We start from the raw sequence: 24,190 nt of genomic DNA on the forward strand, positions 1-24,190 counted from the left end.
CCGCCGCTGCAGCGCTGGGCTGGGGCGGAGGCGGGTACGTGGGGTGGTTAGCGTTGGATCAGTTGCAGGATGTCGTTGTAGAACGCCAGTCCCATGAGGCTGGCAAGCAGCGCAAGGCCGACATACTGCCCGGCGACCATGGCACGCTCGCTTAACGGGCTGCCCTTGACCAACTCGATAAGGTAATACAGGAGGTGGCCGCCATCCAAGAGCGGGATCGGCAGCAGGTTGAGGATCGCAAGGCTCAGCGAGAGCAGGGCGAGGATGGTGAGGTACCACGCCGCGCCCTGGTTGGCGTAGGCATTCGCCGCCCGGGCGATGGTGATCGGGCCGGCCACGGTGTTCTCGATCGCGACCCGGCCGCTGAACGCGCGGCCGATCATCCCGAACAGCTGGCCGGTCAGGTGCGCGGTCTCGCGCAGGGCCGCCGGCACCGCCGCCACCGGCCCGTAGCGCTGCATCGCGTCCTTGGGCGGGGCCTGGCCGCGGTCGGACTCGATGCCCAGCATCCAGAACTCGCCGCGGGCCGGATCCTGGACGAGCTCGGGCACGATCTCCAGCGCCAGCCGCTCGCCATCGCGCTCGACTTCGACCATCCCGTGGCCCCCGGCCTCGCCCAGGGCCTGTACCAGCGGGCCGATCTGCTCGAACGTCTCCACCGGCTGGCCGTCCACCGCGGTGATGCGGTCGCCGGCCTCCAGCACGCCCGCCGCCGGAGTGTCCTCGCGCACGGTGCCGATCACCGGCGGGGCCAGCAGGTGCCGCGGCAGCAGGCCGATCGACGGCAGCAGCATGCGGTCGTCCAGCTCGGCCGGCAGTCGTGACAGCGGCAGGGTGCGGGTGGTGCGGTTGCCGTGGCCGTCGGTGACCTCCAGCCGCACGTCGCTGCGATCCAGCGCCGCCGGCAGCAGCGCCAGCTGCACTTCGTTCCAGGTCGGGGTCGCGCGCTCGCCCACCGCGTTGATGGTGTCGCCGCGCTGCAGGCCCGCCTCGGCGGCCACGGCCTGGGAGACGCCGACCACCGGCGCATAGTCCGGGCGGCCGATCACGAACATCGCCCACAGCAGGGCCACGCACAGGATCAGGTTGGCGGCCGGGCCGGCGACGACGATGGCGATCCGCTGCCACACCGTCTTGCGGTTGAAGGCCTGGGAGACCTCTTCGGCCTCGACCGGCGCCTCGCGCTCGTCGAGCATCTTCACGTAGCCGCCCAGCGGGATCGCCGCGACCACGTACTCGGTGCCGTCGCGGCCGCGGCGCGACCACAGCGCGCGGCCGAAGCCGATCGAGAAGCGCAGCACCTTGACCCCGTTGCGCCGGGCCACCCAGTAGTGGCCAAACTCGTGGAAGGTCACCAGCACGCCCAGGCTGACGATCAGCCACCACACCGATCCGATGAAGGTGCTCATGCGGGCAGGCTCATGGGTGAAACGGGCCGGGGGAACGCCATCACGGTGCAGCGTACCGGGGCAGGGCGGCGTGTGCGAGCCTGCGGGCCGCGGCGTCGGCCTCGCGCAGGGCCTCCAGCGAGCCGGCCGCCGTGGCCGGCAGCGCCTCCAGCGCGTCCGTGACCACCGCAGGGATGTCGAGGAAGCCGATCCGGCGGTTAAGGAACGCCTCCACCGCGACCTCGTTGGCCGCATTCAGGGTGGCCGGCGCGGTTCCGCCCGCTTCCATCGCCTGGCGTGCCAGCGACAGGCAGGGGAAGGTCTCCACGTCGGGCGCTTCGAACTCCAGCCGCCCGTGTTCCAGCAGATCCAGGCCGCCTACGCCCGAATCGATCCGCTCCGGCCAGCCCAGGCCCACCGCCAGCGCGGTGCGCATGTCCGGCAGGCCCATCTGGGCCAGGGTGGAGCCGTCCTGGAACTCCACCAGCGCGTGCACCAGGCTCTGCGGGTGCACCAGCACGTCGATCCGCCCGGCGGGCAGGCCGAACAGGTGGTGGGCCTCGATCACCTCCAGGCCCTTGTTCATCAGGGTGGCCGAATCGACCGAGATCTTCGGCCCCATCGACCACTTGGGGTGGGCAACGGCCTGCTCGGGGGTGACGGCGGCCAGTTCGGCACGGCTGCGGCCGCGGAACGGCCCGCCCGAGGCGGTGAGGGTGATTTTGCGCAGCCCCGCGCCCGGCCTGCCGTCGGGCAGGCACTGGAAGATCGCGCTGTGCTCGCTGTCGATCGGCACCACGGTGGCGCCGGCGTCGCGGGCGGCGGCCATCACCAGCTCGCCGGCCAGCACCAGCGATTCCTTGTTGGCCAGCAGCAGGCGCTTGCCGGCGCGGGCGGCGGCCAGGGTGGAGTCCAGCCCGGCGGCGCCGACGATCGCCGCCACCACGGTGTCGCAGCACCCGTGCGCGGCCAGCGCGGCGATGGCTTCCGGGCCCGCGTGGGCCTGCGTATCCAATCCGGCCGCCCGCAGGCCGTCGCGCAGCTCGCCGAAGCGCTCGGGATCGGCGATCGCGGCATGCTCGGGGCTGTGCTCGCGGCACAGCGCCAGCAGCGCCTGCACGTTGCCGCCGGCCGCCAGCACCGAGGCCCGCATCCGATCCGGATGGCGGGCGATCACGTCCAGCGCGGAGGCGCCGATGGATCCGGTGGCGCCGAGCACGGCAACGGGGCGGGGTGTGTCCATGACGCGTCCGGCCTCAGAAACCGAGCCAGATCCGGCCCACGGCGAATACCGGCAGGGCCGCCACGACGCCGTCGATCCGGTCGAGCAGGCCACCGTGGCCGGGAATCAGGTTGCCCGAGTCCTTGACCCCGGCATGGCGCTTCATCAGGCTTTCGAACAGGTCGCCGATGACCGAGAACATCGCCGCCAGGAACGCCACCAGCGCGACCAGCGGCAGCTCCGCCGCCGAGGCGCCGGCCAGGTGCCCGCCGACCACCCCGACCACCACCGCCAGCACCAGTCCGCCCAGCAGGCCCTCGATGGTCTTGTTGGGGCTGATCGCCGGCGCCAGCCGTTGGCCCTTGAACCACCTGCCGCCGAAGCGCTTGCCGGTGAAGTAGGCGCCGGTATCGGCGGCCCAGACGATGAACAGCGCCACCAGCAGCCAGCGGTTGCCGTACGGCTCGCCGGCGTGGATCAGCGCCAGCGCGCACCACGCCGGCACGATCACCAGGGTGCCGGCGGCCAGCTTGATGGTGCGCGCGCGCGGGCCGTTGTCGGCGCCGAACGAGGGGTATCGCAGCCACATCGCCACCAGCAGCCAGCCGACCACCGCGGCCACGCTGAACAGCTTGAGCAGCACCAGCGAGGCGTTGGGATCGCTGGCCGAGGCCCACACCAGCGCCAGGATCAGCAGCAGGTTGGCCACCAGCAGCGCGCTGCGGGCCAGCCCGTCCTCCAGCCCGGCCAGGCGCAGCCACTCCCACAGTCCGCCCAGGAACAGCACCATCGCCGCGGCCACCAGCCAGGGCGTGGGCAGCAGCAGTACCGCGGCGATTGCCACGGGCGCCATCACGAGGGCGGCGAGTACTCGGGTCCTGGTCATGCGGGGCGGTGTTCCTTGGTGTCCTGCGCGGGTGCGGCCAGCTGCGCGGCGGTCAGGCCGAAGCGGCGCTCGCGCGCGGCGTAGTCGTCAATCGCGCGCTGCAGGGTGGCGGCGTCGAATTCGGGCCACAGGGTATCGGTGAACCACATCTCGGTGTAGGCCAGCTGCCAGAGCAGGAAGTTGCTCACCCGCAGCTCGCCGCCGGTGCGGATGAACAGGTCGGGTGCGGGCAGGTCGGCCAGCGCCATGCGCGCGGCCATTGCCTGCTCGTCGACCTGGTCGGGGCGCAGGCGGCCGGCGGCCACGTCCTCGGCCAGCGAGCGGGCGGCGGCGGCGATGTCCTGGCGGCCGCCGTAGCTGGCGGCCACGTTCAGGTGCAGGCGGTCGTTGCCGGCGGTGCGCGCCTCGGCCTCGGCCATGCGCTCGCGGATCGCGGCGTTGAAGCGCTCGCGCTCGCCGATGAAACGCACCCGCACGCCGCGGCGCTCCAGCTCCACCACCTCGCGCTCCAGGGCGTTGAGGAACAGCTTCATCAGCGCGCCGACCTCTTCCTCCGGCCGGCCCCAGTTCTCCGACGAGAACGCGAACAGGGTCAGTGCCTCGATGCCGTGCTCCAGGCAGAAGTCGATGCAGACGTTGACGGCGCGGGCGCCGGCGCGATGGCCGATCATGCGCGGCCGCTTGCGCCGCGCCGCCCAGCGACCGTTGCCGTCCATGATGATCGCGACGTGCCTGGGCACGCTCAAACCGCCATCAGCTCCTCTTCCTTGGCCTTGACCACCTCGTCCACGCCCTTGATGGCCTGATCGGTCAGCTTCTGGATCTCGTCCTCGCTGCGGCGCTCCTCGTCCTCGCTGATTTCCTTTTCCTTGAGCAGATCCTTGGCCTGCTGGTTGGCGTCGCGGCGGATGTTGCGGATGGCGATCTTGGCGTTCTCGCCCTCCTGGTGCACCACCTTGGTCAGCTCCTTGCGCCGCTCCTCGGTCAGGGCGGGCATGTTGATGCGGATGGTGGTGCCGGCGGTGTTCGGGGTCAGGCCCAGGTCCGAGGCCAGGATGGCCTTCTCCACCGGGCCGACCATCTGCTTCTCCCAGGGGGTGATGGTCAGGGTGCGGGCGTCGCTGACGGCGATGGTGGCCACCTGCGACAGGGGCATGTCCGAGCCGTAGTAGTTGACCTTCAGGTGGTCGACCAGGGCGGTCGAGGCGCGGCCGGTACGAACCTTGGTCAGGTCGTGCCGGAGCGACTCGATGCTCTTGTTCATGCGGGTCTGTGCGTCTTTCTGGATTTCCTTGAGCATCGACGGCTCCGGTCTGTGCGGTTAACCGCCGGATTATAGCGGCAGCCGGCTTCACCGGGCGTTAGCCGCGGCCCTTGACCAGGGTTCCGATCTGTTCGCCCTGCAGGATGCGCAGCAGCTGGCCGGGCTGGCCCATGTCGAAGATGCGCAGCGGCAGGTCGCTGTCGCGGGCCAGGGCGAAGGCGGCGGTGTCCATCACCTGCAGGTCGCGGTTGAGGGCTTCGTCGTAGGTGAGGGTGTCGAAGCGGGTGGCGTCGGGGTTCTTGGCCGGGTCGGCGTCGTAGACGCCGTCGACCTTGGTGGCCTTGAGCAGCAGGTCGGCGCCGATCTCGATGGCGCGCAGGGCGGCGCCCGAGTCGGTGGTGAAGAAGGGGTTGCCGGTGCCGGCGGCGAAAATGGCGATCCGGCCCTTTTCCAGGTGGCGGATGGCGCGGCGGCGGATGTAGTCCTCGCAGACGTCGTTGATCTTGAGCGCGCTCATCACGCGCACCTTGCCGCCGAGCTTTTCCAGCGCGTCCTGCATCGCCAGGGCGTTGATGACGGTGGCCAGCATGCCCATCTGGTCGCCGGTGACGCGATCCATGCCGCCGGCGGCCAGGCCGGCGCCGCGGAAGATGTTGCCGCCGCCGATCACCAGGGCGATCTCGGCGCCGGCCTGCTGGGCTTCCATGACTTCGCGGGCGAGGCGGGTGATGATCTTGGGGTCGATGCCGTAGTCCTCATCCCCCATCAGGGCCTCGCCGGAAAGTTTGAGCAGGACGCGGCGGTAGGCGAGGTTCGACATGGGGGCTCCGGGGGCAGGCAAACGCGGGAATTCTAGCCGATGGGGGGCCGGTGGTCGCGGTTCCTTTCTTGTTCGCGGCGGGGCGCGGCTTGCGGAGAAAAAAAGGGCCGCGGATGTCCGCGGCCCTTCGGGTACTGCGTGAAGCCTGCGATCAGGCCAGGCCGGCCTGCTTCATCACTTCGGCGGCGTAGTCCTCGACCACCTTCTCGATGCCTTCGCCCACTTCCAGGCGCTGGAAGCCGACCACGTCCGCGCCGGCGGCCTTCAGGGCCTGCTCGACGGTCTGGTTGGTGTCCAGCACGTAGGGCTGGCCGTAGAGGGTGACCTCGTTGACGATCTTGTTGAGCTTGCCGCTGATGATCTTTTCCAGGATCTCGGCCGGCTTGGAGCGATCCTTCTCGGACATCTTGGCCAGCTCGATCTCCTTCTCCTTGGCGATGAACTCGGCCGGCACGTCTTCGGCCTTGTTGTGCGGCGGGTTCATGGCGGCGATGTGCATCGCCAGGCCGCGGGCCAGCTCCTCGTCGCCGCCCTTGACCTCGACCAGCACGCCGATGCGGCCGCCGTGGACGTAGGAAGCCACGTTGTTGGCGCTGTCCACGCGGGCGATGCGGCGGATCTGGATGTTCTCGCCGATCTTGGAGATCAGCGCGGCGCGGCCATCCTCGACGGTGTCGCCGGAAGCCAGCTTGGCGTCCTTGAGCGACTCGACCTCGGTGCCGTCAACCGTCAGCGCGGCCTCGGCCACGGCGTTGGTGAAGGCGACGAAGTTGTCGTCCTTGGCCACGAAGTCGGTTTCCGAGTTGATCTCGACCAGCACCGCCTTGCCGCCGCTCTGGGCGGTGGCCACGCGGCCTTCGGCGGTGACGCGGCTGGCCTTCTTGTCGGCCTTGGCCAGGCCCGACTTGCGCAGGGCTTCGGCGGCGGCGTCGATGTCGCCGTTGCTCTCGGTGAGTGCCTTCTTGCACTCCATCATCCCTGCGCCGGTGCGTTCGCGCAGTTCCTTGACCATCGATGCGGTGATTTCAGCCATGTTGAACCTCGAATACGGATGTAGGGCGGGCCGTGGCCCGCCTTCGGATCGGATGCGCACCCCGCTTGCCGCGCAGCATGGCGCGGCGGGGTTGCACGGCGGTTACTCGGCCGCGGCGGCCTTGTCGTCGGCGGGCGCCTCGGGAGCAGCCTCGGCGGGGGCCTCTTCCTTTGCGGCGGCCTCGGCGGCCTTCTTCGCCGGGGCCTTTTTGGCCGGAGCCTTGCGGGCGGGCTTGTCGCCGCCCTCGGCGAACTCTTCCTCGCGCACGCTGGCGGCGGACGGGGCGGCGGCCTTGCCTTCCAGCACCGCGTCGGCGGCGGCGCGGGCGTACAGCTGCACGGCGCGGATGGCGTCGTCGTTGCCCGGGATGGGGTAGTCCACCAGCGACGGGTCGTAGTTGGTGTCGACCACGGCGATGACCGGGATGCCCAGCTTCTTGGCTTCCTTCACGGCGATGTCTTCATGGCCGATGTCGATCACGAACAGCGCGTCCGGCAGGCGCGGCATTTCCTTGATGCCACCCAGCGAGGCCTCCAGCTTCTCGCGCTCGCGGCGCAGGCCCAGCACTTCGTGCTTGACCAGCTTGTCGAAGGTGCCGTCGGTCTCGGCGGCTTCCAGCTCCTTCAGGCGGGCGACCGACTTCTTCACGGTGACGAAGTTGGTCAGGGTGCCACCCAGCCAGCGCTGGGTCATGAACGGCATGCCGCAGCGCTCGGCCTCTTCCTTCACGGCCTCGCGCGCGCTGCGCTTGGTGCCCACGAACAGCACGATGCCGCGCTTCTGGGCGATCGACGACATGAAGTTCATCGCGTCGCTGAACAGCGGCATGGTCTTTTCGAGGTTGATGATGTGGATCTTGCCGCGGGCGCCGAAGATGTACGGGCCCATCTTGGGGTTCCAGTAGCGGGTCTGGTGGCCGAAGTGAACGCCGGCCTCCAGCATCTGGCGCATGGTGATCTGGGGCATTGCTATGACTCCTGGATATGGAACCCGGCCGCCGGAAAGGGTAGGGGCGGTCTGCCTGCACGGGGGCGGGCGATGGGTTCCGGGGTTGGGCCTCCCCGTCGCTTCCGTGACCGAACCTCCCGAAGGAGGCACCCCGGCACGGGCTGTGGCGACGGGTGTGTATTCGCCGGTGACGCCCGGCGTGGGCGGCTGCGCCGGGCGGGCCCGGGGCTGCAACCGGCCGATTATACGGTTTGTGCACCTTTCGGCGCAATCTTCCTGCCGCGCCCGGGCCGATCGGCGATAATGTCCGGATGGCTATCAACCTCAAGACCCCCGAAGAGATCGAGAAGATGCGCGTGGCCGGCCGCCTGGCGGCCGAGGTGCTGCAGGTGGTGGCGCCGCACGTGAAGCCCGGCGTGACCACCGAGGAGCTGGATCGCATCTGCCACGAGCATATCGTCAACGTGCAGGGCACCACGCCGGCCAACGTCGGCTACCGCGGCTACCCCAAGGCCACCTGCATCTCGGCCAACAACGTGATCTGCCACGGGATCCCGGGCGAGAAGGTGCTCAGGGACGGCGACATCATCAACATCGACGTCACCGTGATCAAGGACGGCTGGCACGGCGACACCAGCCGCATGTACTACGTGGGCGAGCCATCGGTGATGGCGCGCAGGCTGGTGGAGACCACCCGCAAGGCGATGTTCGAGGGCATCCGCGCGGTGAAGCCGGGCGCGACCCTGGGCGACATCGGCCACGCGATCCAGAAATTTGCCGAAGCCGAGCGCTTTTCCGTGGTGCGCGAGTACTGCGGCCACGGCATCGGCAAGGTCTACCACGACGAGCCGCAGGTGCTGCACTACGGCAATCCGGGCGAGGGTCTGGTGCTGCAGGAGGGCATGACCTTCACCATCGAGCCGATGATCAACGAGGGCAAGCGCCACACCCGGCTGCTCCCGGACGGCTGGACGGTGGTGACCAAGGATCGCAGGCTCTCGGCGCAGTGGGAGCACATGGTGGCGGTGACCGCCGACGGGGTGGACGTGCTGACCATGATCCCCGGCGACGACAACGAAGCCTTCCTCTGACCGTGGCCACGGCCGTGCCCCCGCAGGCGGGTAACGGCGGCAGGCAGGTGGACGATGCCGCCTGGGCCGCCGAGGCCAGGGCATCGCTGGCCGAACACGACGCCGAGCTGGCCGCGCGCTTCGACGACGGCGAGGACATCGACCGCCTGCTGGCCGAACGGGTCAACGCCGTGGATGCCCACGTGCGCCAGGCCTGGGCCCGCTGCATTCCCTCCGATGCGCCGCTGGCGCTGTTCGCGGTGGGCGGCTACGGCCGCGGCGAGCTGTTCCCGTACTCGGACATCGACCTGCTGGCGCTGGCCGGCGAGGGCTCGCAGGCGGACTACCGGGACGAGTTGGCGCGGCTGTTCGCGCTGCTGTGGGACGCCGGGCTGCCGGTGGGCCACGCGGTGCGCAGCGCGGCGGAATGCACCCGCATTGCCGCCGAAGACATCACCGTGCAGACCTCGCTGCAGGAGGCGCGTCCGCTGCTGGCCAACCTGGCCGAGGTGCGCATGCTCAACGAGGCGATCTCGGTCGGGCGCACCTGGCCGCCAGCGGAGTACTACGCCGCCAAGCTGGACGAGCAGCGCCGCCGCCACGCCCGCTTCGGCGATACCGCCGACAACCTGGAGCCCAACATCAAGGACGGCCCGGGCGGGCTGCGCGACGTGCAGACCCTGCGCTGGCTGGCGCGGCGGGTGCTGGGCACCCATGGAATGGAGCCGCTGATCAACCTCGGGCTGCTCGGCATCGATGAGCACGCCACCCTGGAGCGCGAACGGCGCACCCTGTCCACGCTGCGCTTCGGCCTCCACCTGGTGGCCGGCAAGGCCGAGGAGCGGCTGCGCTTCGACCACCAGAAGGCGCTGGCGGCGCGGCTGGAGCACGTGGAGGAGGCCGGCAACGCGCTGGTCGAGACGATGATGCAGGCGTTCTACCGCAGCGCGGCGGTGGTGCTGCGGATCAGCGAGCGCCTGGTGCAGCGTTTCGAGGAGCACCTGGAGGGGGAGGGCGAGGAGCGGCCGCTGGACGGCGAGTTCGCCACCCGCCGCGGCTACCTGGCGGCCAGCGACGAGGTCTGGCCCGGCGGCGACGTGGAGCGCGTGTTCGACCTGTTCGCCTGCTGGGCGGCCAACCCGCAGGTGCGCGGGCTGCATTCGCAGACCGAGCGCGCGCTGGCCGAATCGCTGCACGCGCTGCCGTCCTGGCGCGATGCCGAGCCTGCCGAACGCGCGCGTTTCATGGCGCTGCTGCGCGGGCCCACGCCGGTGCGCACGCTGGAGCGGATGTCGCGGCTGGGGGTGCTGGGCACGTGGATCCCCGAGTACGCGCAGGTCACCGGGCGCATGCAGTTCGACCTGTTCCACATGTACACGGTGGATCAGCACACGCTGGCGGTGCTGCGCAACATCGCCGGTTTCGCCGCCGCCGAGCCGGACGCGCGCTTCAGCGCCGCCCACGAGATATGGCCGCAGCTGCGCAAACCGGAGCTGCTGCTGCTGGCGGGGCTGTTCCACGACATCGCCAAGGGCCGCGGCGGCGATCATTCCGAACTGGGCGCGGTGGATGCGCGCGAGTTTTGCCTGGGCCACGGGCTGGGCGATGCCGATGCCTCGCTGGTGGAGTGGCTGGTGCGCCGGCACCTGCTGATGTCGACCACGGCACAGAAGCTGGATATCTCCGATCCCGGGGTGATCCACGCCTTCGCCACCGAAGTGGCGGATCGCGAGCGGCTGGATTACCTGTACCTGCTGACCTGCGCCGACATCGCCGGCACCTCGCCGCGGCTGTGGAACGCGTGGAAGGATCGGCTGCTGACCGACCTGCGCACCGCCACCCGGCTGGCGCTGCGCCGCGGGCTGGAGAACCCGGTGGCGATGGTGGAGCGGGTGGCCGACACCCGCGAGCGCGCGCGCGGACTGATGTCGGCGCATGCGGTGGACGATGACGAGGCCGATGCGTTGTTCCGGCGCATGCCCGGGGCGGTGTTCCTGCGCAGCCGTCCCGACCAGGTGGCCTGGCAGGCGATGGCGCTGCGCGGCACCGATCCCGGCGACACCGTGGTGAAGGTGCGGCGGCTGGCGGAGGGGGCGCAGGCGCTGGAGGTGTTCGTGCACTCGCCCGACCGCGACGGCCTGTTCACCGCCATCGCCATCACCCTGGATCGCAGCGGCCTGGCGATCCAGCAGGCACGCGCGCTGGACGGCCCGCACGGCACCATCTTCGACACCTTCCAGGTGCTGCCCACCGATGCACGCTACATGCCCGAGCCGGCGGCGATTGAGCGCAAGCTGGCCACCGTGCTGGCCGGCAACCTGGACGTGCGCCCGGCGCGCCGCAACCAGCCGCGCCACCTGCGCCACTTCCGCATCGTCCCGCAGATCGCCTTCGACGATACCGCCGACGGCGGCCAGACCATCTTCAGCCTGGTCTGCACCGACCGTCCCGGGCTGCTGGCCGGCGTGGCCCACGTGCTGCGCGAGCAGCGGCTGCGGGTGCACGATGCGCGCATTGCGACCTTCGGCGAGCGGGTGGAGGACGTGTTCCGCCTGACCGACGAAAACAACCGCCCGCTGGACGATGCGCGGCGCGAGGCGCTGCGCGAAGCGCTGCTGGCCAGCCTGGACGGCGAAGGAGCGGATTAGACGTTGCCCGATGATGTTGATCCATTGCCGCGTCGTCGTTCCCGCGCAGGCGGGAACCCGGCGCCTTCGCCATCATTGTCCGAAGATGCTGGACCCCCGCTCCCGCGAGGGTGACCGTATCGACCGACAGCCCACTCCCCCGGAACCCATCCCCATGACCGACACCGAATTCAACGCCGACCCCGACAGCATCGCCGGCCTGCGCCACACCATCGAATCCGCCTTTGCCCGGCGCAGCGCGCTCATCCTCGAAGAGATCGAGGGCAGCGTGCGCCCGGCGGTGGAACAAGCGCTGGATGGCCTGGAGTCCGGCCACCTGCGCGTTGCCGAGCCCGGCGAAGGTGAGCACGGCTGGCAGGTCAACGAGTGGCTGAAGAAGGCCGTGCTGCTGTATTTCCGCCTCAACGAGATGGCGCTGGTGGAGGCCGATCCGGCGCCGTTCTGGGACAAGATCGAGGCGCGCTTCGAAGGCTACGACGAGGCCGCCTTCCGCGCGCTGGGCGTGCGCGTGGTGCCCGGCGCCATCGCCCGCCGCGGCAGCCACATGGGCCGCGACGTGGTGCTGATGCCCAGCTTCGTCAACATCGGCGCCCACGTGGGCGAGGGCAGCATGGTGGATACCTGGGCCACCATCGGCTCCTGCGCCCAGGTCGGCAGCCACTGCCACATCTCCGGCGGCGCCGGCATCGGCGGCGTGCTGGAACCGCTGCAGGCCACGCCCACCATCATCGAGGATCATTGCTTCATCGGCGCGCGCTCGGAAGTGGTGGAGGGCGTGGTGGTCGGCCACCACAGCGTGATCGGCATGGGCGTGTTCCTGGGCCAGAGCACGCGCATCTACAACCGCATGACCGGCGAGACCGGCTACGGCTACGTCCCGCCCGGCAGCGTGGTGGTGGCCGGCTCGCTGCCCGCCGCCGACGGCAGCCATTCGCTGTACTGCGCGGTGATCGTCAAGCAGGTCGACGAGCGCACCCGCGCCAAGACCTCCGTCAACGAACTGCTGCGAGGACTCGCCTGACATGACTGCCCTCTACGGATTGAAGAACTGCGATACCTGCCGCAAGGCGCGCAAGTGGCTGGATCGCTTCGGCGTCGAGCACGAGTTCGTCGACTACCGCGACGACAAGCCGGCGCCCGAGACCCTGGTTGAATGGGCCGGCAAGCTCGGCGGCTTCGAGAAGATGGTCAACAAGTCATCGACCACCTGGCGCCAGCTCCCCGACAACCGCAAGGCCGCCGCCAGCGACGCCGAGTGGAAGCTGCTGCTGCGCGAACATCCGCAGCTCATCCGCCGGCCGGTGGTCGTCACCGCAGACGGCGCCGTCACCCAGGGCTTCTCCGACAACGGCTTCAAGCAGCGCTTCGGCATCAGCTGACGCCATGTCCGACGTCCTGGAACTGCTGCAGGAGCTCATCTCGCGCGCCTCGGTCACGCCGGACGACGCCGGCTGCCAGGCGCTGATCGCCGAACGCCTGGGCCGCGCCGGCTTCGCCTGCGAGCACCTGCGATACGGGGAAGTCGACAACCTCTGGGCCACGCATGGCAGCGGCGACGGGCCGGTGCTGGTGCTGCTGGGCCACACCGATGTGGTGCCGCCGGGGCCGCGCGAAGCCTGGGCCAGCGACCCGTTCAGGCCGGAGATCCGCGACGGCGTGCTGTACGGCCGCGGTGCCGCGGACATGAAGAGCGGGGTGGCCGCGTTCGTGGTCGCCGCCGAGCGCTTCGTGGCCGCCAACCCGGGTCACCCCGGAACCCTCGCGCTGCTGCTGACCTCGGACGAGGAGGGCGACGCCATCGACGGCGTGCGCCGCGTCGCCCAGACCTTCCGCGAGCGCGGCCAGCGCATCGACTGGTGCATCACCGGCGAGCCGTCCTCGCAGGAGACGCTGGGCGACCTGCTGCGCGTCGGCCGCCGCGGCTCGCTCACCGGCCATCTCACCGTGCGCGGCGTGCAGGGCCACGTCGCCTATCCGGACAAGGCCCGCAATCCCATCCACCAGGCCGCCCCGGCGCTGGCCGAGCTTGCCGCGCGCAAGTGGGACGACGGCTACGAGACCTTTCCGCCCACCAGCCTGCAGGTCAGCGACGTGCACGCCGGCACCGGCGCCGACAACGTCATTCCCGGCGAGCTGAAGGCCACCTTCAACCTGCGCTACAACCCCAACTGGGACGCGCCGCGGCTGGAGGCGGAAGTGGCCGCGCTGCTCGAACGCCACGGGCTCGACCACGACCTGCGCTGGCACCGCAGCGGCGAACCGTTCTTCACTCCCGAAGGCCCGCTGCGCGATGCCGCCCGCGAGGTGCTGACCCGGTTCGCCGGCGCCGCGCCCGAGGAAAGCACCGGCGGCGGCACCTCCGACGCCCGCTTCATCGCCCCGCTCGGCGCCCACTGCATCGAGATCGGCCCGGTCAACGCCAGCATCCACCAGGTCGACGAGAACATCCGCGTCGCCGACCTCGAGGCATTGCCGGATCTCTACCAGGCCCTGATCCAGCGCCTCCTGTAAGGCCTGCAATGCATCTCCCTGCCCTTGGGGTAGGCGCGCGCATGGCGCGCTCCTACAGCGATTGCCATCGTCACGCCCGGGCGGTGGTTGCATGCCCCCCGGAAACGGCGCAGGATGCAGCCATGTCGCAGCTCCACGCCGCCGCCGTGAATAACAATCCGCGCAACAACGCGCGGGCGAATAATCGCGCGCGGCCGATGCGGGGTGGCGGACAGGCGTAGCACCGAAACAAGAACGCCCGGACACCAGGAAACCCGCATCGGCCGCCGATGCGGGTTTTTTCTTGCCCGCCAAGCGTCCGCAGCCTGTCCTGAGCCGGGAAGCCCGTGCGTTATCCCCATAGCCGAGGAAACTCCCCCATGTGCTCCATCTTCTCCATCTTCGACCTGCAGCCGGGCGACGACGTCGCCGCGCTGCGCCGCCACGCGCTGGAATGCTCGGCGCGCCAGCGCCACCGCGGCCCCGACTGGAGCGGGGTGCACGTGGGCGAAGGCGCGATCCTGGTGCACGAGCGCCTGGCCATCGTCGATCCGGCCGGCGGCTCGCAGCCACTGAAGTCCGAAGACGGCCGCCTGGTACTCGCCGTCAACGGCGAGATCTACAACCACCGCGAGCTCAAGGGCGAGCTGCGCAAGGACTACGCGTTCCAGACCGGTTCGGACTGCGAGGTGATCAACGCGCTGTACCGCGAAAGCGAGCCCGGTGCCTTCCTCGACCGCCTCAACGGCATCTTCGCCTTCGCCCTGTGGGACAGCGAGCGCGGCCGCGCGATCATCGCCCGCGATGCGATCGGCGTGGTGCCGCTGTACTGGGGCCACGACCGCGAGGGCCGGCTGCGCGTGGCCTCGGAGATGAAGGCGTTGGTGGACACCTGCGCCGATGTCGCCCAGTTCCCGCCCGGGCACTGGTACGACAGCGCGACCGGCGAGCTGCGCCGCTACTACGACCGCCCCTGGCGCGACTACGATGCCGTGCAGGGCACGCACGTGGCGCCGGACGAGCTGCGCGAGGCTTTCGAGGCCGCCGTGCACCGGCAGCTGATGAGCGACGTGCCCTACGGGGTGCTGCTGTCCGGCGGGCTGGATTCCTCGCTGGTGGCGGCGGTGGCCGCCCGCTTCGCCCGCCGCCGGATCGAGGACAACGACAACTCCGAGGCCTGGTGGCCGCGCCTGCATTCGTTTGCCATCGGGCTGGAAGGCTCGCCCGACCTGGCCGCGGCCGAGGTGGCTGCGAAGTCGCTGGACACCGTGCACCACGGCTTCGAATACACCTTCCAGGAAGGCCTGGACGCGCTGCCCGACGTGATCCGCCACATCGAAACCTACGACGTCACCAGCATCCGCGCCTCCACGCCCATGTACCTGCTGGCGCGGCGGATCAAGGCGATGGGGGTGAAGATGGTGCTCTCCGGCGAAGGCAGCGACGAGACCTTCGGCGGGTACCTGTATTTCCACAAGGCCCCGGACGCGCGCCAGTTCCACGAGGAAACCGTGCGCAAGCTCGACGCCCTGCACAACTACGACTGCCTGCGCGCCAACAAGTCGATGATGGCCTGGGGCGTGGAGGCGCGGGTGCCGTTCCTGGACGTGGAGTTCCTGGACGTGGCCATGCGCATGGACGCGGCGCAGAAGATGGTGCACCGCCAGTCCAGCGGGCCGCAGCGGATGGAGAAGGGGATCCTGCGGCAGGCGTTCGAGGGCTACCTGCCGCCGGAGATCCTGTGGCGGCAGAAGGAGCAGTTCAGCGACGGCGTCGGCTACGGCTGGATCGACGGGCTCAAGGCGTACGCCGAGGCCCAGGTGAGCGACCGAGAGCTGGCGGCCGCGCACCGGCGCTTCCCGGTGAACCCGCCGGCGAGCAAGGAGGCGTACTGGTACCGCACCCTGTTCGAGCAGTGCTTCCCCAGCCGCGCCGCGGCGGAGACGGTGCCCGGCGGCAAGTCCATCGCCTGTTCCACCGCCACCGCGATCGCGTGGGACGCCGCCTTCGATGCCTCGGCCGACCCGTCAGGCCGCGCCGTCGCCGGCGTCCACGCCGCCGCGTACCAACCCGCCCCCGGCTGATCGTGCTCCTACGGGGGTGGGGGGCTGATCAGGGTCATCCGGTATTCCGCCGGGCCGGGCAGGAACGGGGAGGCGTCGCCGCGGGCCCAGTCGGCGTGGCCGGCGCCCCAGAACGGCGACAGCGGGTGGCCGCTCTGGCCGCCGGGCATGTGGGCGATGCCGTCGGCCTCGTGCCCGGGCGCCACCACCATCCGCTGCGAAGCGCCGAACGAGGGCCCCTGCACCCGCGGCATCATGCCGTCGCCGGGCAGCGGCTCGGCCGGCATGCACAGCCGCCGCCCGAGCAGCGGCACCGCATCGGCAAGCGGATGGCAGATCCGCGTCGTGTTGCGCTCGCCCCAGCTGCGTTCGGCCAGCGGCCCGCTGGCCGCCAGCGCGTCGCGCACCTCGCGCGCGGCATCCTCGAACAGCCCGTGCCAATCGTCGAAGCGCGGCGACAGCAGGTGCGCCGGCTGCCGGGTCACCAGCGGCCAGGCCACGCCTTCCAGCTGCGGCAGGTCGGGCATGGCGAAGTCATCGCCCAGCGCCACCTGCGCCGGCCCGGTCAGGCCGTCGGCGATGCGTGCGTGCACGGCCAGCCGCCAGGCACGGACGATGCGGTAGCCCACCGAACCGGTATCGGCGCGCCCGCTCCAGTCCGATGCGGCGGCCGCCAGCTCCAGCAGCGCCGGCGCATCGTCGCGCGGCGGAAGGCCGTCCAGCAGGTGCCACCAGCGATCCAACAGCACGGCGCGTGCGTCCAACTGGAGATCAAGCAGATCCTGCTCGGTGAAGCTGTCGCTTGCGAACAGCAGGTCGCGGATCTGCTGCTGGCGCGCGCCGAAGGCGTAGCCGCCGTCGCCGACCAGCGCTTCGGCCGCACTGCCAACCACCCGTGAATTCGCTGTCCAGAGCCGATCTTCGGCGGGGTCGACCACGATCGGCGATCGGTCGGTGGCGATCGTCCAGGGGCTGCAATCGCGTTCCCCAAGACCGTCCGCAGCCGGTTCCATCCCAGCCACCGGCAGCTGGTGGCAGCCGGGGTCGCGCTCGGCCAGCGGCCCCAGCAGCCGCCAGGCGATGCGGCCGTGGCGGTCGCCGGTCATCAGGTTCTGGGTCGGTACCGCGGTGCGGTCGGCGGCGGCCAATGCCTCGTCCAGGTCACCGGCCGCGGCCAGCCCGGCCAGCTCGAGGTTCAGCGAGCCGGGCAGGTGCGCCACCCAGCGCAGGGCCAGGGCGCGGCCGTCGTCCAGCCACTCCACCACCGGCCCCCAGCCGGTCTCCAGGATCTCGAACGCGATGTCTTCGCCGCCGGCTACTTCGATGTGCTCGACGTGGCGGATCGCCGGCTCGCAGCCGTCGGCGGCCACGCCATCCGCGCAGGGTGTCTCGATACGCCAGTCCATGTAGTCGCCGTAGCTGTTGGTGAAGCCCCAGGCGACGTGCCCGTTGCTGCCCACGATCACCGCCGGCACGCCGGGCAGGGTGAAGCCGGACACGTCCACCCGGCCGCCGGGCGCGCCGGCCTCGGAGTAGCGCAGCCGCGCCCGGAACCAGACGTTGGGCGCGCGCAGCCCCAGGTGCATGTCGTTGGCCACGATCGCGCGCCCGTCGGCGGTCAGCGCCCCGGCGACGGCGAAGTTGTTGCTGCCCGGGGTGCCGGTATCCGAGAGCGCGACCGGCGCATCGGTGCCGGGGAACGGCAGCCTGCGCAGATCGACTGCCTCGGGCCCGGGCAGCACCGCGTCGCCGCGCGCTTCGCCCATCAGCGGCGCGTCCCAGTCGCTGCCGTCGTGGGCCAGCAGGTCGCGCAGCGCGGGCGGCAGGTGCGCGGCGGCCTTCCACCGCCGCAGCTCGTGTTCGTTGCGCCCGCCCTGCAGGTCGAAGTACATCGCGTACGCGGCCAGGATCGAATCCTCCGGCGTCCACGGCTCGGGCTGCGCGCGCAGCAGCTGGTAGGCCCAGGGCCGGCTGCCCAGCGCCGCGAGCCCGGCGTTGGCGCCTTCGGCATAGGCCGCCAGCTCGCCCATGCGCTCGCCGGCGATCTCCGGCAGGCGCTCGCGGATCCGCGCCCGCAGCCGGTGCCGACGCCGCTCGCGGTCGGCGTCCAGGGCCAGCTCGCCGAACAGCGCCGCCAGCTCGCCGGCCGAGCTGCGCCGCATCAGATCCATCTCGAACCAGCGCTCCTGCGCGTGCACGTAGCCGAGCGCGCGCGCGGCGTCGGCCGCGCTGGCCGCGCTGATGGTGGCCACGCCCAGCGCGTCGCGCTCCACCTGCACGGGCGCGCCGAGGCCGGCCAGCGCGTGCTCGCCATCCAGCGCTGGCAGGCTGGCGCGCAGCAGCAGCCATGCCGCCAGCAGCGCCAGCAGGAGCAGGGCGGCGATCAAAAGGACGACACGGGGCAACCACTTGCGCATGCTGGAAACCGTTGGCCTGGGTGCGCGCACCTTACAACGTCCGGCACGCAAAGGCTGCGCCGGTTAAAGTCGCCGGGTTCCTCCTGCACGGGGCGGTGGCAACCGCCGGGCCGCAGGCCGTGCTTTCGGGTGAGACAACGGAGATTCCATGATCGAGACCGCCGTGGCCCGGCTGCCCGGCATCAACGGGCTGCCGGAGGTCACCACCGTCGAGGCGCTGCCCGCGCTGACCCTGGCGATCCTGCTGCTGTTCGTCGGCAAGGGCCTGTCGGCGCGCATCGCCACCCTGCGCCGCTACAGCATCCCCGAGCCCGTGGTGGGCGGCGTGCTGTGCGCGGCGGTGGTGTGCGCGCTGTATTACGGCATGGGCATGCAGGTGGATTTCGAGCTGGGCGCGCGCGACATGTTCCTGCTCTACTTCTTCGCCGCGCTGGGGCTGAACTCCAGGGTGGCCGCGCTGGCCAGGGGCGGCTGGAAGCTGGTGGTGCTGCTGGCGCTGGCCGGCTTCTACATCGTGTTCCAGAACCTGGTCGGCATGGGCCTGGCCGGTGCGTGGGGCATGGATCCCAGGGCCGGGCTGATGGTCGGCTCGGTCTCGCTGACCGGCGGGGTGGGCACCACCATCGCCTGGACGCCGCACTTCGTGGACGAGCTGGGCATCGCCAACGCCGGTGAAATCGGCCTGGCCGCGAACATGGTCGGCATGATCGCCGCCTGCGTGGTCGGCGGCCCCATCGCCGGCTGGCTGATCAAGCGCCATCCGGTGATGCCCTCGGCCGACGCCGAGCTCGAGGTCGGCACCCTGTACGGCGACGAGTCGCGCGCCACCCTGGACTACACCGGCGTGCTTCTGGCGCTGTTCTGGCTCAACATCGCGCTGATGCTCGGCCACGGCATCAGCCACCTCATCGGCGAGGCCGGGCTGCTGCTGCCGGAGTTCGTCGGTGCGCTGGTGGCGGGCATCCTGCTGCGGCTGCTGGGGGATCTGTTCGCGCCCAACGGCCGGCGCATGTGGCGGCCGGACGCCATGCAGCCGGGCATCGCGCTGATCTCCGACATCAGCCTGGGCCTGTTCCTGGTGATGGCGCTGATGGGCCTGCAGCTGTGGGTGCTGGAGCCGCTGCTGGGCTTCCTGTCGGTGGCGATGCTGGTGCAGGTCACGTTGGTGGTGCTGTTCTCGGTGTTCGTGGTGTTCAAGGCGATGGGCGGGGACTACGAGTCGGCGGTGGTCAGCTCGGCGTTCGGCGGCATCGCCCTGGGCTCCACCGCTACCGCCATGGCCAACATGACTGCGGTCAGCCGCGAGTACGGCGCCGCCCCGCGCGCATTCGTGATCGTGCCGCTGGTGTGCGGCTTCTTCATCGACATTGCCAACGCGGTGATCGTGGGCGTGATGGCGGGCTGAACGCCGGAGTCGAGAACGCGAAGACGAGTGGTTCTCATCCCGTCATCGCAACGGCTGTCCCGGCATACTGTGTCCAACAGGCCCGGGTGCCAGGCGCTCACCCCCAACAAGGAGACCCGCGATGAAGGGCAACGCCGAAGTCGTCGATTACCTCAATTTCCTGCTGCGTGGCGAGCTTGCCGCCCGCGACCAGTATTTCCTGCATTCGCGCCGCTACGAGGATCTGGGCCTGCAGGAGCTGTACGAGCGCATCAACCACGAGATGGAAGAGGAGACCGAGCACGCGGACGCGATCCTGCGCCGGATCCTGTTCCTGGAAGGCAACCCGGACATGCGCCCGGATCCGATCGATCCCGGCGGTACGGTCGAGGAGATGCTGCGCAAGGATCTGGATCTGGAGTACAGCGTGCGCGCCAACCTCGCCAAGGGCATCGCCCTGGCCGAGAAGCACAACGACTACGTGACCCGCGAGATGCTGGTCAAGCAGCAGGCCGATACCGAGGAAGACCACACGTACTGGCTGGAGAAGCAGCTCCGCCTGATCGAAATGATCGGCTTGGAGAACTACCAGCAGGCGCGGATGGGCAGCGAAGCCTGACCCCGCCCGAATAACGTAGGAGCGCGCATGGCGCGCTCCTACCGGTGGTGGAGGCGGTAGACGGCGGTGTTGAGGGCGGTGACGCCGGCCTCGCGGAAGCGGTCCTCGCCGGCCAGGATGTCGCGGCGCTCGAGCAGGGTGACGTCCCAGGCACGCGGCGCGGATCCTGAATCGCCCGGGCCGTCCGTCCGGCCCGCTTCCAGCAGATCCCGTACCTCGGCCTCGCCCACGGCAAACGGCGGCCCGTCCTTCTCGTCCTGCGGATATTCCAACGTCACCAGCAGTCCCGCGCAGCCGGCCGGCAGGTGGCGCAGGGCGGTGGCCGCGTAGCGCCGGCGCAGCTCCGGGGGCAGGGCGATCAGGGCGGCGCGGTCGTATACCGCGGCGCAGCCCGCCAGCGCGTCGGCATCAAGCGCGAACGCGTCGCCGGCGATCAGTTCGTACGGGCCGGCGGCGTAATGCCGGCCGTAGCGGGTTTCGCGGACCCGGGGCTCCAGGCCGCGCTCGTCGAAGAACTGCCGGACCGCCAGCTCCGACAGCTCGACGCCGAGGATGCGATGCCCCTGTCCGGCCAGCCAGGCCATGTCCAGCGACTTGCCGCACAGCGGTACGAAGACCGTGGTATCGGCCGGCACATCCAGCGCCGGCCAGTGCTTGCACAGCAGCGGCAGTGGCCGATCCTGGTGGAAACCGATCCGCCCCGCCTGCCAGCGCTGGTGCCAGAAATCGGGCTCCATCTATTCGACCGACAGCCCTTCGACCTTCTGCCAGCCGCGCGGCAGCAGGCCGCCGCGCGAGGCGCGGGCGCCCAGGTAGGTCTCCAGGTCCTTGAACGACAGGCTCATCACCCGCCCGCGCGAGTGCACCTGCAGGGTGCCGCCGGGCGGCACCGAAGCCACCGCCACCACCTTCTCGGTGCCGCGCTTGGCCTTGGGGATCTCGATGAGCTTGTTGCCCTTGCCCTTCTCCAGTTCCGGCAGCTCGGCCACGGGGAAGGCCAGCAGGTGCCCGGCGCTGGTCACCGCCACGATGCGGTCGGCCTCCACGTCGCCCACCGGCGCCGGCTGCAGCACGCCCGAGCCGGCCGGCACGCTGAGCATGGTCTTGCCGGCCTTCTGCCGGCCCACCAGGTTGGAGAAGCGGGTGACGAAGCCGTAGCCCAGCGAGGAGGCCAGCACGAACCGCGCCTCCGGCTCGCCGCTGGCCACGCCCAGGAACGACGCCCCCGCCGCCGGCGAGAACCGCCCGGTCAGCGGCTCGCCGTTGCCGCGCGCAGACGGCAGGCTGTGGGCAATGGTCGAATAGCTGCGGCCGTTGGAGTCCAGGAATGCCACCGGCTGGTTGCTGCGCCCGCGCGCGTACGCCAGCAGGCTGTCGCCCTCGCGGTAGGACAGGCCGGCCGGATCCACGTCGTGGCCCTTGGCCGCGCGCACCCAGCCCTTTTTGCTCAGCACCACGGTGACCGGCTCGCTGGGCACCAGGTCGGTGTCGGCCAGCGCCTGGGCGGCGCCGCGCTCCACCAGCGGCGAGCGGCGCTCGTCGCCGTGCTTGTCGGCGTCGGCCAGCAGCTCGGTGCGGATCAGCCGCTTCAGCTTCGCCTTGCTGCCCAGGGTGGCGATCAGGCGGTCGCGCTCGCTGTCCAGCTCGTCCTGCTCGCCGCGGATCTTCATCTCCTCCAGGCGGGCCAGCTGGCGCAGCTTTGTTTCCAGGATGTAGTCGACCTGGTCGTCGCTGAGCTCGAAGCGCGCCTTCAGCACCGCTTTGGGCTCGTCCTCGGTACGGATGATCCGGATCACCTCGTCCAGGTTCAGGAACGCCACCAGCAGGCCTTCCAGCAGGTGCAGGCGGCGCTCCACCTTCTCCAGCCGGTGCTCCAGCCGCCGGGTGACGGTGGCGGTGCGGAACTCCAGCCATTCGGCCAGCAGCGCCTTGAGGTTCTTCACCTGCGGGCGGCCGTCCAGGCCGATCACGTTGAAGTTGGCGCGGTAGCTGCGCTCAAGGTCGGTGGTGGCGAACAGGTGGCCCATCAGCTGTTCGGCATCCACCCGGCTGGAGCGCGGCACCAGCACCACCCGGGTCGGGTTGGCGTGGTCGGACTCGTCGCGGATGTCCTCCAGCCACGGCAGCTTTTTGGCCCGCATCTGGGTGGCGATCTGCTCGATCACCTTGCTCGGCGAGACCTGGTGCGGCAGCGCGTCGACCACGATGTTCTGGCCCTCGCGCTTGAACGTGGCGCGGGCGCGGATGGCGCCATAGCCGGTTTCATACAGCGTGAGCAGGTCGGCGGCCGGGGTGATGATCTCGGCCTGGGTCGGGTAGTCCGGCCCGCGCACGTGCTCGCACAGCTCGCGCACCGTCGCCTTGGGCTCGTCCAGCAGGTGGATGCAGGCCGAGACCACCTCGCGCAGGTTGTGCGGCGGCACGTCGGTGGCCATGCCCACGGCGATGCCGGTGGTGCCGTTGAGCAGCAGGTGCGGTAGCCGCGCCGGCATCCAGCCCGGCTCCTGCAGGGTGCCGTCGAAGTTCGGCGTCCAGTCGACCGTGCCCTGGCCCAGTTCGCTGAGCAGCACCTCGGCGATCGGGGTCAGGCGCGATTCGGTGTAGCGCATGGCCGCGAACGACTTGGGGTCGTCGGAGGAGCCGAAGTTGCCCTGGCCGTCGATCAGCGGGTAGCGGTACGAGAACGGCTGCGCCATCAGCACCATCGCCTCGTAGGCGGCGCTGTCGCCGTGCGGGTGGTACTTGCCGATCACGTCGCCGATGGTGCGGGCGGATTTCTTGGGCTTGGCGCTGGCGCCCAGGCCCAGCTCGCTCATGGCGTAGATGATCCGCCGCTGCACCGGCTTGAGGCCGTCGCCGATGAAGGGCAGGGCGCGGTCGAGCACCACGTACATGGAGTAGTCGAGGTAGGCGCGCTCGGCGTACTCGCGCAGCGGGATCTGCTCGAAGCCGTGGAAGGAGGTGCGGATGGTGTCGGTCATCGGGACTGCAGAAATCGGGGAAGCCAATTCTAGTAGGAGCGCGCATGGCGCGCTCCTACCAAAAGAATGTGGCCCGGACGGAAACGGGGGCCGTCCGACCAAAAGCGGAGGCCCGGACGGCCGCGGGCGCGGTTATGATGGGATCTCAAGGAGCGCACGCCATGACGCCCAGCCAGCCGACCAGCGGCCAGCCACAAGAGGAACAGGTTCCCCGCAGTCGGCAGGCCGATTGCGCACAGCGCAGGCGCCTGCACGGCCACTGTGAAGGCTGCCTGGTGCGTGGGCTGGCGCCGTGCACGGTGATCCCGCCGGAGGAAATCCACGCCCTGGAGCAGCTGGGCGGCCAGGTCAGGCTCCCGGCCGGCAACGTGCTGGCCCGCGAAGGCGATCCGCGCCGCGAGGTGCACACGGTGACCTCCGGGATGATGCGCAGGAGCCGCCTGCTGCCCGACGGCCGGCGCTTCGTGCACGCCTTCGTGCTGCCGGGCGAGTTCATCGGATTCACCAGCTCGGATCAGTACCGGTACACCCTCGAAGCGGTCACCGAATCCACCCTGTGCAGCTTCAGCGTCGACAGCCTGCGCAGCCTGTGCGAGCGCTATCCGGACTTCGAGAGCAACCTGTTCTCCCAGGCCTGCGGCGAGCTCGACGTGGCCGACAATTTCCTGATGGCGCTGGCGCGGATGACCCCGGTCGAGCGCCTGGCCGCGTTCCTGGTGGATCTGAGCAAGCGCCAGCACCTGCGCGGCGGCGCGCTGAACCAGGTGGATCTGCCGATGACCCGGGCCGACATCGGCGACCACCTTGGCCTGACCATCGAGACCGTCAGCCGCACCTTCAGCCGCCTGAAACAGGAAGGGGTGCTCTATTTCGAGCACCCCCACCATATAGAACTGCGCGATCCGCCACGCCTGCGCGAGCTGGCCGGGCTCTAGCGGATCGCGCCCTCCGCGTCCT

The 24,190-nt window shown here is 70.4% G+C and carries 20 protein-coding genes; 9 read left to right on the forward strand and 11 right to left on the reverse strand.

Annotated features, from left to right (window positions below):
* Window positions 1–47: 47 nt before the first annotated feature.
* The 8 genes from rseP to rpsB form a co-directional block, all read right to left on the reverse strand.
* A complete protein-coding gene (gene rseP, locus ACOZ90_RS13010) occupies window positions 48–1,409 on the reverse strand; it encodes an RIP metalloprotease RseP (protein ID WP_422894068.1) in 1,362 nt (453 codons plus the stop codon).
* A gap of 40 nt (window positions 1,410–1,449) precedes the next feature.
* On the reverse strand, window positions 1,450–2,631 hold the full coding sequence (locus tag ACOZ90_RS13015; RefSeq protein WP_422894069.1) for a 1-deoxy-D-xylulose-5-phosphate reductoisomerase: 1,182 nt from the start codon (window positions 2,629–2,631) through the stop codon (window positions 1,450–1,452).
* A gap of 13 nt (window positions 2,632–2,644) precedes the next feature.
* On the reverse strand, window positions 2,645–3,496 hold the full coding sequence (locus tag ACOZ90_RS13020; protein WP_422894070.1) for a phosphatidate cytidylyltransferase: 852 nt from the start codon (window positions 3,494–3,496) through the stop codon (window positions 2,645–2,647).
* The gene (uppS, locus tag ACOZ90_RS13025) at window positions 3,493–4,242 is read right to left on the reverse strand and encodes a polyprenyl diphosphate synthase (protein WP_422894071.1); all 750 of its coding nucleotides are present in this window, start codon (window positions 4,240–4,242) and stop codon (window positions 3,493–3,495) included. The genes ACOZ90_RS13020 and uppS overlap by 4 nt, the downstream gene beginning before the upstream one ends.
* Complete coding sequence (gene frr / locus ACOZ90_RS13030; RefSeq protein WP_422894072.1) at window positions 4,239–4,796, reverse strand: ribosome recycling factor; 558 nt, start codon at window positions 4,794–4,796, stop codon at window positions 4,239–4,241. Before frr ends, uppS begins: the two co-directional genes overlap by 4 nt.
* 61 nt (window positions 4,797–4,857) lie before the next feature.
* Window positions 4,858–5,580 carry a UMP kinase gene (gene pyrH / locus ACOZ90_RS13035; RefSeq protein ID WP_422894073.1) on the reverse strand — a complete coding sequence of 241 codons (723 nt, stop codon included), beginning with the start codon at window positions 5,578–5,580 and terminating at the stop codon, window positions 4,858–4,860.
* A gap of 151 nt (window positions 5,581–5,731) precedes the next feature.
* Entirely contained in the window at window positions 5,732–6,613 is an 882-nt protein-coding gene (tsf, locus tag ACOZ90_RS13040) for a translation elongation factor Ts (RefSeq protein ID WP_422894074.1), read from the reverse strand.
* A gap of 102 nt (window positions 6,614–6,715) precedes the next feature.
* The gene (rpsB, locus tag ACOZ90_RS13045; protein WP_422894075.1) at window positions 6,716–7,579 is read right to left on the reverse strand and encodes a 30S ribosomal protein S2; all 864 of its coding nucleotides are present in this window, start codon (window positions 7,577–7,579) and stop codon (window positions 6,716–6,718) included.
* A 293-nt stretch (window positions 7,580–7,872) separates the two neighbouring features.
* Between rpsB and map the strand changes: the two genes are divergently transcribed.
* The 6 genes from map to asnB all read left to right on the forward strand — a co-directional run bounded on the left by map (window position 7,873) and on the right by asnB (window position 15,853).
* Window positions 7,873–8,652: a type I methionyl aminopeptidase gene (gene map / locus ACOZ90_RS13050; protein WP_422894076.1), complete on the forward strand. Its 780-nt coding sequence runs from the start codon at window positions 7,873–7,875 to the stop codon at window positions 8,650–8,652.
* Complete coding sequence (gene glnD / locus ACOZ90_RS13055) at window positions 8,649–11,279, forward strand: [protein-PII] uridylyltransferase (RefSeq protein WP_422894120.1); 2,631 nt, start codon at window positions 8,649–8,651, stop codon at window positions 11,277–11,279. Before map ends, glnD begins: the two co-directional genes overlap by 4 nt.
* Window positions 11,280–11,433: 154 nt before the next feature.
* Complete coding sequence (gene dapD, locus ACOZ90_RS13060) at window positions 11,434–12,300, forward strand: 2,3,4,5-tetrahydropyridine-2,6-dicarboxylate N-succinyltransferase (RefSeq protein ID WP_422894077.1); 867 nt, start codon at window positions 11,434–11,436, stop codon at window positions 12,298–12,300.
* Window position 12,301: 1 nt separating this feature from the next.
* Window positions 12,302–12,658, forward strand: a complete 357-nt coding sequence (locus ACOZ90_RS13065) for an arsenate reductase (RefSeq protein ID WP_422894078.1) — start codon at window positions 12,302–12,304, stop codon at window positions 12,656–12,658.
* Between the two features lie 4 nt (window positions 12,659–12,662).
* Window positions 12,663–13,790, forward strand: a complete 1,128-nt coding sequence (dapE, locus tag ACOZ90_RS13070) for a succinyl-diaminopimelate desuccinylase (RefSeq protein WP_422894079.1) — start codon at window positions 12,663–12,665, stop codon at window positions 13,788–13,790.
* A gap of 359 nt (window positions 13,791–14,149) precedes the next feature.
* Window positions 14,150–15,853 carry an asparagine synthase B gene (asnB, locus tag ACOZ90_RS13075; RefSeq protein ID WP_422894080.1) on the forward strand — a complete coding sequence of 568 codons (1,704 nt, stop codon included), beginning with the start codon at window positions 14,150–14,152 and terminating at the stop codon, window positions 15,851–15,853.
* Window positions 15,854–15,861: 8 nt separating this feature from the next.
* Here the strand turns inward: asnB and ACOZ90_RS13080 are convergent, their stop codons facing one another.
* On the reverse strand, window positions 15,862–18,249 hold the full coding sequence (locus ACOZ90_RS13080; RefSeq protein ID WP_422894081.1) for a penicillin acylase family protein: 2,388 nt from the start codon (window positions 18,247–18,249) through the stop codon (window positions 15,862–15,864).
* A gap of 148 nt (window positions 18,250–18,397) precedes the next feature.
* Here ACOZ90_RS13080 and gltS point away from each other — a divergent pair, with 148 nt between their 5' ends.
* Window positions 18,398–19,654 (forward strand): sodium/glutamate symporter, encoded by a 1,257-nt coding sequence (gene gltS, locus ACOZ90_RS13085; RefSeq protein ID WP_422894082.1) that lies wholly within the window; start codon window positions 18,398–18,400, stop codon window positions 19,652–19,654.
* A gap of 121 nt (window positions 19,655–19,775) precedes the next feature.
* Window positions 19,776–20,252, forward strand: a complete 477-nt coding sequence (gene bfr, locus ACOZ90_RS13090; protein ID WP_422894083.1) for a bacterioferritin — start codon at window positions 19,776–19,778, stop codon at window positions 20,250–20,252.
* A gap of 38 nt (window positions 20,253–20,290) precedes the next feature.
* Here the strand turns inward: bfr and ACOZ90_RS13095 are convergent, their stop codons facing one another.
* Both ACOZ90_RS13095 and parC read right to left on the reverse strand, forming a co-directional pair.
* Entirely contained in the window at window positions 20,291–20,989 is a 699-nt protein-coding gene (locus ACOZ90_RS13095; protein WP_422894084.1) for a thiopurine S-methyltransferase, read from the reverse strand.
* The gene (gene parC, locus ACOZ90_RS13100) at window positions 20,990–23,233 is read right to left on the reverse strand and encodes a DNA topoisomerase IV subunit A (protein ID WP_422894085.1); all 2,244 of its coding nucleotides are present in this window, start codon (window positions 23,231–23,233) and stop codon (window positions 20,990–20,992) included.
* Window positions 23,234–23,394: 161 nt separating this feature from the next.
* Between parC and ACOZ90_RS13105 the strand changes: the two genes are divergently transcribed.
* Window positions 23,395–24,168, forward strand: coding sequence for a Crp/Fnr family transcriptional regulator (locus tag ACOZ90_RS13105; protein ID WP_422894086.1), 774 nt, complete (start codon window positions 23,395–23,397; stop codon window positions 24,166–24,168).
* Window positions 24,169–24,190 lie beyond the last annotated feature (22 nt).

The sequence above is a fragment of the Luteimonas dalianensis genome (assembly GCF_049339425.1).
GTDB lineage: Bacteria > Pseudomonadota > Gammaproteobacteria > Xanthomonadales > Xanthomonadaceae > Luteimonas > Luteimonas dalianensis.

What these genes read in the sequence shown, in the direction of transcription:
- ACOZ90_RS13080 (WP_422894081.1), bottom strand. Translation starts at nt 18,249, where the DNA reads ATGCGCAAGTGGTTGCCCCGTGTCGTCCTTTTGATCGCCGCCCTGCTC.
- map (WP_422894076.1), top strand. Translation starts at nt 7,873, where the DNA reads ATGGCTATCAACCTCAAGACCCCCGAAGAGATCGAGAAGATGCGCGTG.
- tsf (WP_422894074.1), bottom strand. Translation starts at nt 6,613, where the DNA reads ATGGCTGAAATCACCGCATCGATGGTCAAGGAACTGCGCGAACGCACC.
- bfr (WP_422894083.1), top strand. Translation starts at nt 19,776, where the DNA reads ATGAAGGGCAACGCCGAAGTCGTCGATTACCTCAATTTCCTGCTGCGT.
- rpsB (WP_422894075.1), bottom strand. Translation starts at nt 7,579, where the DNA reads ATGCCCCAGATCACCATGCGCCAGATGCTGGAGGCCGGCGTTCACTTC.
- pyrH (WP_422894073.1), bottom strand. Translation starts at nt 5,580, where the DNA reads ATGTCGAACCTCGCCTACCGCCGCGTCCTGCTCAAACTTTCCGGCGAG.
- ACOZ90_RS13015 (WP_422894069.1), bottom strand. Translation starts at nt 2,631, where the DNA reads ATGGACACACCCCGCCCCGTTGCCGTGCTCGGCGCCACCGGATCCATC.
- ACOZ90_RS13095 (WP_422894084.1), bottom strand. Translation starts at nt 20,989, where the DNA reads ATGGAGCCCGATTTCTGGCACCAGCGCTGGCAGGCGGGGCGGATCGGT.
- ACOZ90_RS13065 (WP_422894078.1), top strand. Translation starts at nt 12,302, where the DNA reads ATGACTGCCCTCTACGGATTGAAGAACTGCGATACCTGCCGCAAGGCG.
- ACOZ90_RS13020 (WP_422894070.1), bottom strand. Translation starts at nt 3,496, where the DNA reads ATGACCAGGACCCGAGTACTCGCCGCCCTCGTGATGGCGCCCGTGGCA.
- ACOZ90_RS13105 (WP_422894086.1), top strand. Translation starts at nt 23,395, where the DNA reads ATGACGCCCAGCCAGCCGACCAGCGGCCAGCCACAAGAGGAACAGGTT.
- frr (WP_422894072.1), bottom strand. Translation starts at nt 4,796, where the DNA reads ATGCTCAAGGAAATCCAGAAAGACGCACAGACCCGCATGAACAAGAGC.
- parC (WP_422894085.1), bottom strand. Translation starts at nt 23,233, where the DNA reads ATGACCGACACCATCCGCACCTCCTTCCACGGCTTCGAGCAGATCCCG.
- rseP (WP_422894068.1), bottom strand. Translation starts at nt 1,409, where the DNA reads ATGAGCACCTTCATCGGATCGGTGTGGTGGCTGATCGTCAGCCTGGGC.
- dapE (WP_422894079.1), top strand. Translation starts at nt 12,663, where the DNA reads ATGTCCGACGTCCTGGAACTGCTGCAGGAGCTCATCTCGCGCGCCTCG.
- asnB (WP_422894080.1), top strand. Translation starts at nt 14,150, where the DNA reads ATGTGCTCCATCTTCTCCATCTTCGACCTGCAGCCGGGCGACGACGTC.
- dapD (WP_422894077.1), top strand. Translation starts at nt 11,434, where the DNA reads ATGACCGACACCGAATTCAACGCCGACCCCGACAGCATCGCCGGCCTG.
- gltS (WP_422894082.1), top strand. Translation starts at nt 18,398, where the DNA reads ATGATCGAGACCGCCGTGGCCCGGCTGCCCGGCATCAACGGGCTGCCG.